Raw genomic sequence first — 14681 nt, forward strand, 5'->3', positions numbered from 1 at the left:
TTTTTATATGGAATTTTCTAAATGAAAAGGGATTACTTGATTTAAATAGGCTATTTTCCTGACTAGGCTGTGCTATGATAACCGCCCCTCATAAAAATGTATGGTTTTTGGGTGGTGTTCTGATTGCCAACCTCCATAAATTATGTATGAGAAATAATTTATAATGATAAAAATCAGTCGGATAGGCTACTATGCTTTTACTTATTGATAATTACGATTCATTTACTTACAACCTCTACCAATACTTTTGTGAACTCGGTGCGGAAGTGGTTGTGAAACGAAATGACGAAATTACCCTCGAAGAGATTGAACAACTGGCTCCTACACACTTGGTGATCTCACCAGGTCCTTGCACACCAGATGAAGCCGGAATTTCTCTTGAAGCGATAAAATATTTTGCTGGGAAGTTACCTATTCTAGGTATTTGCTTGGGGCATCAAGCGATTGGACAAGCTTTTGGTGCGTCAGTGGTGAAAGCCCGTGAAGTGATGCACGGCAAAACGTCTTCAATTCACCATAATCACCAAGGGGTATTTAAGGGGCTTAATCGGCCACTGACGGTCACCCGCTATCATTCGTTAGTGATTGCTGCGGAAACTCTCCCTGCTTCCTTTGATGTCTCTGCATGGTCACTAAATAATGGTGATATTGACGAGATTATGGGAATTCGCCATAAAACCCTGCCTATTGAAGGTGTTCAATTCCATCCAGAAAGTATTTTGAGCGAGCAGGGGCATGAGCTACTGAATAATTTTCTCAAGTATTAATCTCTGGATTTAGCACTCTTTCAATTTAATTATGCATATTTGCCCCTTTGCTATTGCTCTTTTTTGATTTTTTATTCATATTTGATGCTTATATTTTCACTTAGGCATTAAGTAAAGAGCAGGTGAGGGGTATGACACAACATCAAGCGGTAAATCGGCAGACATTTGACCAAGTCATGTTGCCTATTTATTCTCCAGCAGAGTTTATTCCAGTTAAAGGTCAAGGTAGCCGTGTTTGGGATCAACAGGGCAAAGAATACATTGATTTTGCTGGTGGTATTGCCGTATTAGCATTGGGTCATTGTCACCCAAGTCTTGTTGCAGCGGTGCGTAAGCAAAGTGAAAAACTTTGGCATGTGAGCAATATTTTTACCAATGAAGAAGCACTCACACTGGCACAGAAGCTGATTAATGCAACGTTTGCCGAGCGTGTTTTCTTTGTTAACTCAGGCGCGGAAGCGAACGAAGCGGCTTTTAAACTTGCTCGTCATTACGCCATTACCAAACATAGCCCGTATAAAACCAAAATTATTGCATTTAAGCAGGCTTTTCACGGACGTACATTTTTTACTGTCTCTGTGGGTGGTCAAGCAAAATATGCTGATGGTTTTGGTCCAAAACCTGCCGATATTATCCATGTTCCTTTTAATGATCTTGATGCGGTCAAAGCTGTCATTGATGAAAATACTTGCGCTGTGGTATTAGAACCTGTGCAAGGTGAAGGCGGTGTGACGGCTGCAACACCAGAATTTATGCAAGGTTTACGTCAACTGTGCGATGAAAATAAAGCATTGCTAGTATTTGACGAGGTCCAAAGTGGTATGGGACGTACTGGCAAGCTATTCTCCTATATGCATTATGGTATTGCGCCGGATGTATTAACGACGGCAAAAGCACTCGGTGGTGGCTTCCCTATCAGTGCCATGATAACGACCAATGAGATTGCTCAAGCGATGGAAGTTGGGTCTCATGGTACGACGTATGGTGGTAATCCATTAGCGTGTGCGGTAGGAAATGCTGCATTTGATATCATCAATACCGATGAAGTGTTAAATGGCGTTGCAAAACGTCGCGAATTATTTGTTTCACATTTGAATACACTCAATGATAAATATGGAATTTTTGCTGAAATTAGAGGCATGGGTCTATTAATTGGTGCGGAATTAGATGGGAAATTACTCAACCGTGCGAAAGATATTTTGCAAGCTAGTGCGGATGAAGGCTTGATGATGTTAAGTGCTGGTTCCAACGTATTGCGTTTTACGCCATCACTGATTATCTCTGAAGAAGAGATTAACAGTGGGATGGAGAAGCTTACGGCAGCAATAGAAAAGCTATTAGTACAATAAATTTATTAATACTCAAAGAGGTTTAACCTCTTTGAGTTACTTCATCATTTATTTGCGGTTACGTGCCGAAATTCGTTTTTGGATAGTCCCGGCTTCCTGTTGCTTTTCCTCGATGTCTGCTTTTAATATTTTTATTTTTTGTTCATTATTTTTCATTTCTATTTGAATATCTCTTAAGAATTTGTCTTGAGTAAATGATGTTATTGATAGTTTAGCTCGGTGGCTTTGTAATCGATTATTAGAGCTATTTTGTTCTTCAACACGGTAAGTGTCAAGGTAGTTGTCACCCTTTGTTAATTTAGGCAGCCTGTTTTTCCCGCTCAGGATTCAGGGTGACGGTCTCTTTTCTTTGCCAGTTCCGGGTATCTCCGGACCACCGTTCGGGATGGGTAGCTTTTGCTGTTTTGTACACTGCATCACGTTGTTTCAGCAGGGTAATATCCTCACCGGTATGCCGCTGCGACGGCGTGACATAGCCGATGCCGCTGTGCAGATGCCTGTCGTTGTACCACCGGGTAATTTTTCCCACCCATTTCCTTGCTTCCGTCAGGGTTTTAAAGCCCTGTGATGGCCACTGCGGCACGTATTTCAGGGTCCGGAACACGGATTCCGCATAGGCATTGTCATTGCTCACACGCGGTCTGCTGTGGGATGGCGTGATGTTCAGCTCATGCAGTTTCATCTGTAAGGTCTGTGATTTCATCGCCGCCCCGTTATCCGCGTGCAGTACCAATGGCTGACGCCAGCACCCCTCACGCAGGACTGTGCGCTGCATCAGCGCCGCCGCCTGTTCGCCGCTTTCGGTCTCATACACTTCGTAGCCGGTGATTTTCCGGCTGTAGATATCGAGTATCATGTAGAGATAAAACCAGCGTCCGCGCACCACCGACGGCAGCCAGGTGATATCCCATACCCAGACCTGACATGGCCCGGATGCGGTAAAGGTGGTCGGTACCGGTACTTTTTTCGGGCGCTGCTGACGCCCCCGGTGATGAAGTTCTCCGTGGCGGCGCAACACCCGGTAAAAGGTGGATTCACCCGCCAGATATATCCCTTTATCCGCCAGTTTCGGGACAATTTGGGACGGCGGCAGACTCGCGTATTCAGGTTGATGGCAGACAGTCAGTATCTGTTTTTCTTCTTCCGGACTCAGCTTGTTCACCGGCACCGGACGCACTGCGCCCGGTCTGCCGTCCGACGGGGATATCTGCCAGCGCCGCCAGGTCCGCAGACTCAGCTGAACTTCCCGGCAGGCAACAGCCAGCCGTGCGCCGGAGCTCACCGCCTCATTAATCCACCGGATAAACAGGGTGCGTTCGGATGCCGGAGTCAGTCGTCCCCGCCGGTTTCCCCGTAATAATCGCTGAGCTTTTTTCGCAGCACCAGGATTGCCGCCGCCTCCGCCAGGGCTTTTTCCTTGCGGACCAGCTCACGCTTTAACTGTTTGTTTTCCTTCTGGCTTTGCTTCAGTGCGGCTTTATCTCCGGGAGAGGATACCTGAAGAAAACCCTGTTTCCACTGCACCAGCTGCTCCGGATAGAGTCCTTTTTTGCGGCAGTATTCCGCCACTTCCGCTTCGCTGAGTGTGGCGGTTTCCACGATGGCGGCAAAGCGGGCTTCCGCCGGCCACTGTTCACTGTTTTTGTCTGCACCGGGCACGGGTTTTCCTTCTGATTTAGCCTGATTACGCCAGTTATACAGCGTAGCTTCGGATATTCCTTCCGTTTGTGCAACTGCGGAAACGGTCATGTTGTACGGCGGTAATAATTTAGCCAGTATGGCGGCTTTTCGTTCAGGTGAAATACGTTTCATGTGTCACTCCGCGCCCTCAGGTTTATTTTTCAGAGGGGGTGACAACTATCCTGACACTGAGGGAACAGATTTAAATGTATTTTTGGTTTTGGTATTTTTTAATGCCGGTTTTTCAACGCCAGTGTTCAGATTATCTCTAGGGTGATTTTTTGATTTGACGGCTCCCTCAGCAGTATAAAGCTCAATATTGCGACCATTAATTTTTTTTGTTTTTATTATATGAGTATCTGGTTTTGAATTTTTTAATGCTAGGTTCTTATTTTGAGGCTCTATCATTAAACTTGTATTACTTGCTTTGTGGATACTGGTTACGCGTAGTGGAATTTTACTTCCTTTAATTCTTTTGATTTCTTTAGCTAATTGAAAATTAATTATAATATTGTGTTTTTCAGAGTCACTAAGTTCAGGCTTTGTATAAAATACGGTAGGAGGAAACTCTGTGTTTTTAAGATTGATCAGTGTGTGGTTAAGATCTGCTTTATCTAATGTCACTCTCACTCGCTCATCTAACGTAGTGATGTATTGTGAATTCTGAGTCATTTTTCCCAGTAAATTTTTACATCTATCAATGAGTGTAGTAATTTTTTGAGGCGTATTATCTTTAGCGGTTTTTTTTACGTTTTTTTCATTCTTAACATAGGTATTTTCGAAGCAATGATCACTCTTTCCAAGCAACCGCTGTAAAGCCTCAATTTTTATATTGGTCTCTCTAATTACCGGATGTAAGTTTTGATAGGTGTTTTCTTTATTACAATCCCTCAGTTTTAGCTTGGTTGTTTTAATGGCTTCATCCCACATATTTTGGAATTTTTTATTTTCATTTAATGACTTCGTTCTATTATGAAAATCGATAACAGGAAATATTTTTGGAGATGAATTTGTTTCAATGACCTTATTCAGAAATAGATACTTTTTTTCAGATTGTAGAAATGTAGATGAGGTGCTATTTCTAACATTCGGTGAATTTATGATTGTGTCTATCATGATTGCTTCTCCTAATTATTTATCTATTTCAATGCTATAGGATTTTTAGATAGAATTGATATAAAAAACCGATTCCATTAAATAATTAGCTAATTGATAAAAAAAAACCTAACAAATACGCGTTAGGCTAAAGGGGTGGCATATCGATTGTAGGATTGAAACGTAGCGAATAAATAAAATTAATTAGATAAATTCTTAAAAAATGAAAAACTCTTATTAAAATTAATAAAATGCGTATCAATGTTTTTGTTAAACTGAGTACCAAAAATAACTTTTGCTTTAGGTGTAAATGAGTGTTGTGTGGGTTGATTACTAGGAACTAAGCTTCCAATTTTGAGTGAAGATATAAAATGAGGTACACGAGTTTCTTTAGCTTGAGTCGTTGATTCTTTTACTAAAATTGGAAATTTTTTTGAGGTCGAATTCGCTGATTGTAAGCGTTCAAAGAATGCCTGACGCTGTAAAAAAGTTTGGTTATTACCGCTCTTAGTTGTACCGGCATGGTAGATGTAGTTTGATGGTGTTAAATTATTAATCTGTTTCATAAATAAAATCCTAAATGATTGCTGGCTAATTATTTAGTATTTTATATATAAGGATTGTTAGACTAATATCAAAAAGCGCTGCTATTTTGAACAGAAAGTATATGATGGGCAATATTAGGAATGAAAAACAGCCATATATGAGATATATACAGCTGTTTATATAAAGCCCAGTAAATATTACTGGACCAAAATAAAAGTTATCGAGTACCGTAAACGACGATCGTTTTACCATGTGCAGAGATCAAATTTTGATCTTCTAACATTTTTAAAATACGACCTACAGTTTCGCGTGAACACCCAACAATTTGACCAATTTCTTGACGAGTAATTTTGATCTGCATACCGTCTGGGTGAGTCATTGCATCAGGTTGTTTTGCTAAATTTAATAAGGTTTGAGCGATACGACCAGTCACATCAAGGAATGCCAAGTTACCGACTTTTTCTGATGTAGTTTGTAAGCGGCTTGCCATCTGCGCAGAAAGGCGCATCAGAATATCTGGATTAACCTGAATTAGCTGACGGAATTTCTTATAAGAAATTTCAGCGACTTCACAAGCAACTTTAGCTCGAACCCACGCAGTACGTTCTTGCCCTTCTTCAAATAACCCAAGTTCACCAATGAAGTCTCCCTGATTCAAGTAAGAGAGAATCATTTCTTTGCCTTCTTCATCTTTGATTAAAACAGCCACTGAACCTTTAACGATATAGTAAAGGGTTTCTGCTTTTTCACCCTGATGGATTAGAGTGCTCTTGGATGGATACTTATGAATATGGCAGTGTGACAAAAACCATTCAAGAGTAGGGTCTGTTTGTGGCTTGCCGAGAACCATTAGCGTTATCCTCTGTATGTTATTGCAACCCTTCAGAAAATTAAGGTGAAAGGCTGACTTTAAAATTTCTAGCTTGGCATACTAAGTTGCGTTAGTTACCCATAATTAATGCTCGTTATAGGTCAAAAGCAAGTTAATATCAATTGTATAATATAATCAATTGAATCGTTGAGTTTTGATCTTAATCCTATCAACTAAGCATTGTTTGTATCATATCCAATACAGAAAGTCTTCCCTGTATCGCTTCAGCTTAATAATGCTGATATAACATTATTCAGATATATGGAACAATGTAGCCTTTAATAACGACATTTTTCAAGGGGAACAAAAATGGAAGCACGAGTAAAGTGGGTTGAAGGGCTCTCTTTCTTAGGTGAATCAGCATCTGGGCATCAAATCATGATGGATGGTAATGCTGGAGATAAAGCACCTAGCCCAATGGAAATGGTCTTGATGGCAGCAGGTGGATGTAGCGCGATAGACGTGGTGTCTATTTTACAAAAAGGTCGCTACGATATTACCGACTGTGAAGTTAAACTCACATCCCAACGCCGTGATGAAGCCCCTCGTTATTTCACGCATATCAATTTGCACTTTATTGTCGTCGGTCGTGAATTAACAGATAAAGTGGTTGAGCGAGCCGTACAACTTTCGGCTGAAAAATATTGCTCAGTCGCGATTATGCTAGAAAAAACAGTAAAAGTGACTCATAGTTTCGAAATTAAAAATATCTAATTACTTTTATATTATTAGATACTTATCTTCAAAGAAGATAAGTATCTATGTAAGTATTCATTTAATTTAATATAGACTTATTCACTTCGCTGCTTAATTAACTTTTCAACTAATGGCATCATAATGAGCTCCATTGCGAGTCCTAATTTTCCTCCAGGTACCACAATGGTATTCATTGCCGAGATAAATGAGCCGTTAACCATCGAAAGCAAATAAGGAAAATCAATCTGTTCTAACCCTCTAAAGCGGATCACAATGAAACTTTCATCCTGTGATGGGATAGCTTTAGCGGAGAATGGGTTCGACGTATCGACGGTTGGAACGCGTTGGAAATTAATATGTGTACGGGAAAATTGCGGAGTAATATAGTTAATATAATCACCCATAGAACGCACTACGGAATCCATCACCGCTTCTCGGGAATGTCCTCTTTCCGTCGTATCGCGGATCATTTTTTGAATCCACTCTAAATTGACAATCGGGACAACACCGACCAGTAAATCTACATGTTTGGCAACATCATGCTCAGGTGTCACGACACCGCCATGTAAACCCTCATAAAATAATACATCGGATTTTTCTGGCAGAGACTCCCAAGGCGTAAAGGTTCCCGGTTGGAGACCATAAGGTACGGCTTCATCATAGGTATGCAGATATTTTCGAGATTGCCCCTGACCTGTTTTAGCGTAATCAATCAACGTTTGTTCTAGCAGAGCAAAATCATTCGCTTCGGAACCAAAATAACTAATATGGCGACCTTGTTCACGGGCTTTACGGATTGCCATATCCATTTCTGGGCGGGTATAACGATGAAAACTATCCCCTTCAAGGGTTGCAGGGCGAATATTTAGCTGGTGGAATATTTTACGAAAAGCTTGGCTAGTAGAGGTCGTTCCTGCGCCACTCGATCCGGTGACGGCAATGATAGGGTGTTTCTTCGACATAGTGGACTCCCTGTTTTACGCTCATGACCACTATTTCAATAAACAGCGAATGAAGCGGGATTACGGGCGAAACTGGTTATTAGGCATAAAATTTACGGATTCATGTAGCTCAGACCAGACTAGCACAATTTCCCCAGAAACTAACTGCCGTTTCACATCATTCACTTTGTCTTGTAAGCTTTTTTCATGAGTACCATAGTCGGTGCCTTCACGTAATACATAGCTTTCAATCAGATTTTCGAGGGTTTCAGGTGCTAAGTCTTTCCACGGAATAATCATGATTTGTTCTCATTTAAATAAGCCGTTAGCCATAATGGGATACGCGTTTCTAACCACATTTGAGGTTTACGGAAACTGCCCCCCACAAAACCAACGTGACCTCCATGTTCAGTCATTTGGTACTCAATATTGTGAGGCAATTGGCTGAGGTCAGGAACGACTTCAGGGGCCATAAAAGGGTCATCTTTGGCATGAATAATCAGCGTAGGCTTGGTGATATGTGACAGTTTTGGTAATGCACTGCATTTTTGATAATAGTCTGCCGCATCGTCAAACCCATGAATACGAGCCGTAATGACATCATCAAATTCTCGAATTCGTTTCAGTTGCTTTAGTTGCAAGAGATTCAGAGGAAGTGATCCCGGATAGCGAACCAATTTACGGCTTGCATTACGTTTTAAGCCATTAAGGAGATAGCGTTGGTACAACTGGGAAACCCCAGTTTCCATTTTCAGGGAGCAGGCTTCTAGCATTAAAGGTGCAGAGACAACGACACCTGCGTCCAAATCTGCGTTTTCACCTTGTTCTGCCAGATAGCATGCCAGCATATTACCACCAAGAGAATAGCCTACTGCGGCGGTTGGTACATCTCCCCATGTCTGCTTCAGCCAATGTAAAAAATAGCCTGCATCACTGGTTTCACCAGAGTGATATATTCGTTTTTGGCGATTAGGCTCACCGCTGCAACCTCTAAAATGCATGATCACGCCGAGCCAACCCTGTTTTTGGGCACTCTCTAGCATCCCGTGAGCGTAGGGGCTTTTAAAATTTCCTTCCAATCCATGAAAAATGACTAAACGCGGCTTGGTGCTCGCGTGTTCAGGTTTTTCACTCCAAGCAAGATCAATAAAATCACCGTCGGGTAATTCTAATCTTTGCCATGTCGGGATTATTCTTGGGGTACGCCTAAATATCCTTGGCAGTAAGGTTTGGAGATGTGGGTTTTTAGCCCAGCTCATTGGACGGAAATTATCTGACATAGCCTTATATTTTATTTATTGGGGACTCTTGTGAGTCACATAACATACTGTTATTTTTTTGTGATGCAAGTAAACATATTTAGGTTGAGGTTTAAATTATAAATGACTCTGGGGCTAATTTTTTCACTATTTACGTTTTTATTCATTGCCGCCGTCACTCCAGGGCCTAACAATATGTTATTGACCTCATGTGCAGCTAACTATGGATTTCGTCGTAGCATAGGATTATTACTAGGAATAATGCTTGGTATGCAGTCTATTCTTTATCTGTCTGCATTCGGCATTGCGGCATTACTATTATTGTATCCAGCAATTCATATTGTACTGAAAGCTATCGGTAGCCTCTATTTATTATGGTTGGCATGGAAAACTACCATGGCAAATTATGAACCTTTAAAAACAGATAGCAAAGCACCAAAGAGTATCAATTGGTTTCAGGGGGGGTTATTACAGTTCTTGAATCCAAAAGCTTGGATGATGGGATTAGGGGCTGTAGGGAGCTTTAGCTTACCGGGAGAGCTATTTTCACAATCGATTATTGTGATGAGCATTGCTTTTGTGATTGTGAATTTTACAGCAGGTTTAATTTGGATGGGATTCGGCTCTTTGATCGGTTCATTCTTACGTAGCCGCCGTGCATGGTTTATTTTTAATCTCGTAATGGGCTTACTGACAGCCGCTTGTGTCCCCCTAATTTGGTTGGAATAAGCATTCAACGAATAAAAAAGAAAAAGGCACTGATAAAGTGCCTTTTTACTCAAAAATTAAATCTATTAATCCAAATCTACATTTTTACTACCAAACAGGTATGTAAAGATAAATCCGCAAAGATAAGCGACCAAGACTCCGCCTACATATACCGCCATTGCGGGTAATACGCCTTGGGCTGATGTCATTAATGGAATAGCAATTAATCCGGAAGGACCGAAAACGGTGTTCAAACCAACGGGTAATCCCATCCAAGCTACGGTACCGACAAAGAACCCACCGGCTGCACCACCGAGACATGCGGTTACAAATGGTTTTACTCTAGGTAATGTAACACCATAAATCAGTGGCTCACCGATACCTAAGAAGCCCGGGAACAATGCTCCGCCAATCTGACTACGAGTCACAGAGCCTTTTTTCGCTTTTACATACAGAGCCAATGCCGCACCAACTTGGCCTGCTCCCGCCATGGCAAGAATTGGGAACAATGAGTTAAAGCCTTGGGCTTCAACCAATGCCACATACACTGGAATAAATCCTTGGTGTACCCCAAACATCACTGCGATTAAGAAGAGACCGGCTAATATAGCTGTACCAATAGGATTTCCATTTAAATGCATGAATAGCCATGACATCCCATCAAATAACCAGACACCTATTGGCATGATGAAGATAAAGGTTGCGGCGCCCACGATAAGCAGTGTGATAGTTGAGGTTAAAATAATATCTAGGCTAGCCGGGATGACTTTACGTACTTGCTTTTCAACCCACGCCCCAAAGATACAGGCGATTAATATGCCGATAATATTTCCACGTGGATCAATGTACCAGCCAAAGAAATCCGTCATTCCGGAATAAAAGCCTTTGGTTGCAGCAGGATCGTAACCCAAAATAAATAGTGCAGCGATAATCGCTCCGTTAACGCCACTTCCTCCAAATGCTTTTTGGGCGTTATAGCCGATTAATAATCCCATAAAGGTAAATAACCCTTTACCAAACACGCTCATATAAGCAATTAAACTTTTCAGTGAGTCAAGCTGGCTGGAATCTGCGGGGAATAAGTTTTGGTTAGCGGATAATAGTGCCAGCAGTGATGCAAGCCCCATCAGTAAACCTGCGCCAATAAAACCCGGGATTAGTGGCGTAAAGATGGTCGCGAATTTTGATAAAAAACGGTGAATGCTACTGGTTTGTTTCTTTTTCAACTGTTGTTTATTAGCGGAAGCGATATCCTTCAGATCCTGTGGTGCATTAGGTTGAATTTCATCTGCTTCGTCATTTTCTAGCATTTGTTTCATTAAATCAGCGGCAGCTTGCGCTTTCCCCGGTCCGAGAACAATTTGCAGTTGGTCATCACTTTCGAGGACGCCCAGCACACCGGCAATTTTTTTAATCGCCGCTTTATCTACATGTTGAACATCATTTAATGTAAGTCGTAAACGAGTCATACAGTTACCGCACTGTTTGATGTTACGACCGCCACCCACCAGTTGCAGGATCTGCTGGATCATTTCATTATTTATTTTAGACATACTGTTTTTCTCATAAGTGTCCGTTGATTAGACGGACTTTGCGATGTTGAGGGCAGTGCGAATAAAGCCGTTATTGTTAGCGAGTAGTTGACGGGCTTCATCAGCATTTAAGCCTGATAAAATCATCAAAATTGCGGTCTTACAGTGTCTATCACATTGTTGCAATGCCAATTCTGCGGTGTTGCGATCACACTCAGTCGCTTCCATCACGATGCGAGTTTGGCGCTCAATTAATTTGGCGTTAGTCGCTTCAACATCGACCATTAAATTGCCAAAAACTTTACCGATACGGATCATGGCGCCCGTTGTAATCATATTGAGGATCAGTTTTTGGGCAGTACCCGCTTTCATTCGAGAGGAACCTGTAACAACTTCAGGACCAACTACTGGCGTGATGGCGATATCAGCGGATTGAGATACAGGGCTGTCAGGATTACAGCTAATGGATGCCGTGGTTGCACCGACAGAATGTGCATACTTCAGTGCGCCAAGTACGTAAGGCGTTCGCCCACTTGCCGCTATACCAACGAGAATATCTTTTGAATTAAAATGAATATCTTTTAAATCTTGCTCGCCAAGATCTGGCTTGTCTTCGGCATTTTCTACCGCCCGAAAAATGGCTTGATGGCCACCCGCAATTAAGCCAATCACTTGTTCATGCGGCGTTCCGTAAGTCGGTGGGCATTCACTGGCATCCAGGATCCCTAAACGACCAGATGTTCCGGCACCAGAATAAATTAAGCGACCACCATTAAGGAAAGCTTCGGCAACTTTATCAACCAATTGAGCTATTTGTGGTAAGGTTTTTTCCACCGCTACAGGCACTTTTTTATCTTCATCATTGATGACTTTCAGCATCTCAATAGTGGACAGTTGGTCAATATCCATGCTCGCAGTATTACGGCTTTCCGTTACCATCTTGCTTAAATCAATTGTCATAAAAATTGCTCCGAAATTTTATCATGACAGTATGCTATGGAATTTTTTATTCCTACGATGTGATGAATGTCACGGCGTTATCTATTCTAGCTTGCCAATATATAGGAATAATTTTGTTAATTGTCCCTTTAATAATTCAATTTATTATTGAATTTAAAGGAATAATCTCTAGGCATGATATTTCTATTGTAGGAATAATTTATTTGTAAATGGTCAATAATTTACGGATATCTCTTTTCTGAGGGCGCTATGAATTTACTCGATACGATGACCTGTTTATTACCTCGGCTTGCTGAGAATCAACAGAAAATTGCACAATTTATCTTAGAGAATCCACAAAAAGTACTGAAATTGTCTTCTCAGCAGTTAGCGGAACAGCTTGGTATCAGTCAATCTGCCATTGTGAAATTTAGCCAAAAATTGGGTGTAAAGGGGTATCCTGCGCTGAAATTGGCATTGAGTGAAATCATTGGACGTCAACAGCAGGAGCATGTTAGCCCACATATGGCGTTACATAATCGGATTGCTCAAACCGATAGCTTGATGGTGGTGGCGCAAAAATTAGCATTGGAAAAAAATAACTCAATTACAGAAACGACAAAACGTATTGATTTTAATCAGTTTGAAAAAATTGTTGAGATCCTTGATAGCGCCCAGCGTGTACAGATTGTTGGTATCGGCGGTTCAGGCTTAACGGCAAAAGATCTTAGCTATAAATTGCAAAAAATAGGCATTACGACGCTGGTGGAACCTGATCATCATGTGCAAATTGCGGCTGCACTTACGCTTACCCCCAAAGATGTTCAAATTGTAATTTCCTTTTCAGGGAAGCGAAAAGATATGCTAACGGCGGCTAACATTGGTCATAATAATGGTGCTTGCGTGATTGCGATTACGCGCTCTAAAGATTCCCCTTTGGCACAGTTATCTGATTACGTACTAGAAAGTATGGCGGAAGAGAATGAATGGCGCAGTTCTTCCATCTCTTCAAGAACGGCGCAAAATACCCTAACCGATTTATTGTTTATGGCGTTACTACAAAAACGTGAAGACAAAGCCAAGGCTCTGGTGATGAATGCAAAGGTCATGATCAATCAATTGGATGAGTAAGATTTTAATATAAATAATGATATGTTTAATTAAAAAATGCGGGTATTCATAATTTAAATAACGATATTAGAATACATTTTTATTTTTTTAATTTGGTATTTTTGCTTTAATAAATGAAGTTAAATAATATTCAATTTAATTAAATTGATATTATTTGTTAATCCTTAAATTACAATTGATGTTGTGTGGTTATATTTTTCCGGTAAATATATTCTTCTCAAATGTTATCTTAATATCCATTGTGAGGAATATCATGAACGCGACGATAAAATGGCAACCAATGATGTCAACGGGATTTGGTGCGAAGATGTCAGCCAATGATTTTATGCAAGCAGATACAAATAACATTAAAAAATTATTAATGCGACAAGGTTTCTTAGTTATCAATAAACTAAAATTTGATGTGGTTGCGTTTCGGGATATGTATACCCAGTTTGGTTCAATCGTTGAGAGAGTTGAACAACATACAGAAGCGGAGCCTGAATGCCGGGATGTGATGCAACTGGATGGTAAAAAAGACCGATTATTAACTGGTCGTAATCAGCTTCCTTTTCATGCGGATGGTGGCGTATTGTTATCACCAGTCGATCAGATATTTTTGTATGCTAACGAAATTAAAAATATGAAATTTCATGGTGCAACAATCATTTGTGATCAAGTTTTAGCATTAAAAGAAGCCCCTCCTCATTTAATTAAAATACTCAAACATGAAACGTTCCAAGTTCGAGCGTTGGATCGTGGTTGTAATATTGATATTTCAGTGGATGGGTGGTTCGATATGGAACAGGAAGGATGGTGCAATTATCCTGTTTTTACCGATTTAGGATGGATAGAGCAGATGCTGATTTATTTCCCTTTTGACGACAGTCAACAGGCTAATTGGGAATCACGTATTGTTGGGTTTTCTAAAGAGGAAACGAAAAAATTCTTTGCTGAATTAGCTGAATTTATAAAGCAGCCTCGTTATTCTTATAAACACTATTGGGAAAATGGTGATTTGCTTATTATGGATAACCGGCGAGTGCTCCATGAACGAGAAGAATTTGAGGATGATAAAATTATTCGCCATCTCTATCGTGGGCAAACAACAGATTCTTCATTATCTGAATAGATAATACATTCATTAACGCTCAATTTTGCAATAATGCCTAATCTGAGTTAAGAATA

15 protein-coding genes are annotated in these 14681 nt (G+C 40.8%); 6 read left to right on the forward strand and 9 right to left on the reverse strand.

The features are described from left to right. The first annotated feature begins 191 nt into the window (after positions 1-191). Positions 192-767, forward strand: coding sequence for an aminodeoxychorismate synthase component II (locus tag EL244_RS01780; protein ID WP_006813722.1), 576 nt, complete (start codon positions 192-194; stop codon positions 765-767). A 131-nt stretch (positions 768-898) separates the two neighbouring features. Next, positions 899-2116, forward strand: coding sequence for an aspartate aminotransferase family protein (locus tag EL244_RS01785; RefSeq protein ID WP_126458312.1), 1218 nt, complete (start codon positions 899-901; stop codon positions 2114-2116). Between the two features lie 298 nt (positions 2117-2414). On the opposite strand, the gene EL244_RS01790 is transcribed toward EL244_RS01785, so the two are convergent. The 4 genes from EL244_RS01790 to crp form a co-directional block, all read right to left on the reverse strand. Beyond that, positions 2415-3928 (reverse strand): IS3 family transposase gene (locus EL244_RS01790; protein ID WP_457810181.1). Its coding sequence is split into 2 segments (ribosomal slippage): positions 2415-3493 and positions 3493-3928, totalling 1515 coding nucleotides; the frame shifts between segments, so codons are not numbered across the junction. Between the two features lie 45 nt (positions 3929-3973). Beyond that, entirely contained in the window at positions 3974-4912 is a 939-nt protein-coding gene (locus EL244_RS01795) for a hypothetical protein (RefSeq protein ID WP_126458318.1), read from the reverse strand. Between the two features lie 179 nt (positions 4913-5091). Next, positions 5092-5457: a hypothetical protein gene (locus EL244_RS01800; protein WP_126458321.1), complete on the reverse strand. Its 366-nt coding sequence runs from the start codon at positions 5455-5457 to the stop codon at positions 5092-5094. Between the two features lie 197 nt (positions 5458-5654). Next, the gene (gene crp, locus EL244_RS01805) at positions 5655-6287 is read right to left on the reverse strand and encodes a cAMP-activated global transcriptional regulator CRP (protein WP_006813718.1); all 633 of its coding nucleotides are present in this window, start codon (positions 6285-6287) and stop codon (positions 5655-5657) included. A gap of 330 nt (positions 6288-6617) precedes the next feature. Here crp and EL244_RS01810 point away from each other — a divergent pair, with 330 nt between their 5' ends. Continuing rightward, positions 6618-7022, forward strand: a complete 405-nt coding sequence (locus tag EL244_RS01810) for an OsmC family protein (protein ID WP_115163892.1) — start codon at positions 6618-6620, stop codon at positions 7020-7022. A gap of 77 nt (positions 7023-7099) precedes the next feature. Here the strand turns inward: EL244_RS01810 and EL244_RS01815 are convergent, their stop codons facing one another. Genes EL244_RS01815 through EL244_RS01825 form a run of 3 tightly spaced genes read right to left on the reverse strand, consistent with a single transcriptional unit; the run spans position 7100 to position 9225 of the window. Further along, the gene (locus EL244_RS01815; protein WP_006813716.1) at positions 7100-7966 is read right to left on the reverse strand and encodes a phosphoribulokinase; all 867 of its coding nucleotides are present in this window, start codon (positions 7964-7966) and stop codon (positions 7100-7102) included. A gap of 60 nt (positions 7967-8026) precedes the next feature. Then, entirely contained in the window at positions 8027-8245 is a 219-nt protein-coding gene (locus EL244_RS01820; protein ID WP_006659547.1) for a YheU family protein, read from the reverse strand. Then, positions 8242-9225, reverse strand: coding sequence for a hydrolase (locus EL244_RS01825; RefSeq protein WP_039854527.1), 984 nt, complete (start codon positions 9223-9225; stop codon positions 8242-8244). The genes EL244_RS01820 and EL244_RS01825 overlap by 4 nt, the downstream gene beginning before the upstream one ends. A 102-nt stretch (positions 9226-9327) precedes the next feature. On the opposite strand from EL244_RS01825, the gene EL244_RS01830 reads away from it, so the two are divergent. Next, positions 9328-9933: a LysE family translocator gene (locus EL244_RS01830; RefSeq protein ID WP_006813714.1), complete on the forward strand. Its 606-nt coding sequence runs from the start codon at positions 9328-9330 to the stop codon at positions 9931-9933. Between the two features lie 65 nt (positions 9934-9998). Here the strand turns inward: EL244_RS01830 and murP are convergent, their stop codons facing one another. Both murP and murQ read right to left on the reverse strand, forming a co-directional pair. Beyond that, entirely contained in the window at positions 9999-11465 is a 1467-nt protein-coding gene (murP, locus tag EL244_RS01835; RefSeq protein WP_126458324.1) for a PTS N-acetylmuramic acid transporter subunit IIBC, read from the reverse strand. A 27-nt stretch (positions 11466-11492) separates the two neighbouring features. Beyond that, complete coding sequence (gene murQ, locus EL244_RS01840; RefSeq protein ID WP_126458327.1) at positions 11493-12404, reverse strand: N-acetylmuramic acid 6-phosphate etherase; 912 nt, start codon at positions 12402-12404, stop codon at positions 11493-11495. Positions 12405-12653: 249 nt separating this feature from the next. Between murQ and EL244_RS01845 the strand changes: the two genes are divergently transcribed. Further along, complete coding sequence (locus tag EL244_RS01845) at positions 12654-13514, forward strand: MurR/RpiR family transcriptional regulator (protein ID WP_006813711.1); 861 nt, start codon at positions 12654-12656, stop codon at positions 13512-13514. A 307-nt stretch (positions 13515-13821) separates the two neighbouring features. Beyond that, entirely contained in the window at positions 13822-14625 is an 804-nt protein-coding gene (locus EL244_RS01850; RefSeq protein WP_230084813.1) for a TauD/TfdA family dioxygenase, read from the forward strand. Positions 14626-14681: the final 56 nt, after the last annotated feature.

Origin of the sequence: Providencia rustigianii, from assembly GCF_900637755.1 — a bacterium.
In the GTDB taxonomy this organism is placed as follows: domain Bacteria; phylum Pseudomonadota; class Gammaproteobacteria; order Enterobacterales; family Enterobacteriaceae; genus Providencia; species Providencia rustigianii.

Excerpts from the sequence above, each read along its gene's own strand:
- murQ (WP_126458327.1), bottom strand. The coding sequence starts at position 12,404 with ATGACAATTGATTTAAGCAAGATGGTAACGGAAAGCCGTAATACTGCG.
- EL244_RS01785 (WP_126458312.1), top strand. The coding sequence starts at position 899 with ATGACACAACATCAAGCGGTAAATCGGCAGACATTTGACCAAGTCATG.
- EL244_RS01830 (WP_006813714.1), top strand. The coding sequence starts at position 9,328 with ATGACTCTGGGGCTAATTTTTTCACTATTTACGTTTTTATTCATTGCC.
- EL244_RS01850 (WP_230084813.1), top strand. The coding sequence starts at position 13,822 with ATGTCAGCCAATGATTTTATGCAAGCAGATACAAATAACATTAAAAAA.
- murP (WP_126458324.1), bottom strand. The coding sequence starts at position 11,465 with ATGTCTAAAATAAATAATGAAATGATCCAGCAGATCCTGCAACTGGTG.
- EL244_RS01800 (WP_126458321.1), bottom strand. The coding sequence starts at position 5,457 with ATGAAACAGATTAATAATTTAACACCATCAAACTACATCTACCATGCC.
- EL244_RS01845 (WP_006813711.1), top strand. The coding sequence starts at position 12,654 with ATGAATTTACTCGATACGATGACCTGTTTATTACCTCGGCTTGCTGAG.
- EL244_RS01820 (WP_006659547.1), bottom strand. The coding sequence starts at position 8,245 with ATGATTATTCCGTGGAAAGACTTAGCACCTGAAACCCTCGAAAATCTG.
- EL244_RS01810 (WP_115163892.1), top strand. The coding sequence starts at position 6,618 with ATGGAAGCACGAGTAAAGTGGGTTGAAGGGCTCTCTTTCTTAGGTGAA.
- EL244_RS01780 (WP_006813722.1), top strand. The coding sequence starts at position 192 with ATGCTTTTACTTATTGATAATTACGATTCATTTACTTACAACCTCTAC.
- EL244_RS01825 (WP_039854527.1), bottom strand. The coding sequence starts at position 9,225 with ATGTCAGATAATTTCCGTCCAATGAGCTGGGCTAAAAACCCACATCTC.
- EL244_RS01815 (WP_006813716.1), bottom strand. The coding sequence starts at position 7,966 with ATGTCGAAGAAACACCCTATCATTGCCGTCACCGGATCGAGTGGCGCA.
- EL244_RS01795 (WP_126458318.1), bottom strand. The coding sequence starts at position 4,912 with ATGATAGACACAATCATAAATTCACCGAATGTTAGAAATAGCACCTCA.
- crp (WP_006813718.1), bottom strand. The coding sequence starts at position 6,287 with ATGGTTCTCGGCAAGCCACAAACAGACCCTACTCTTGAATGGTTTTTG.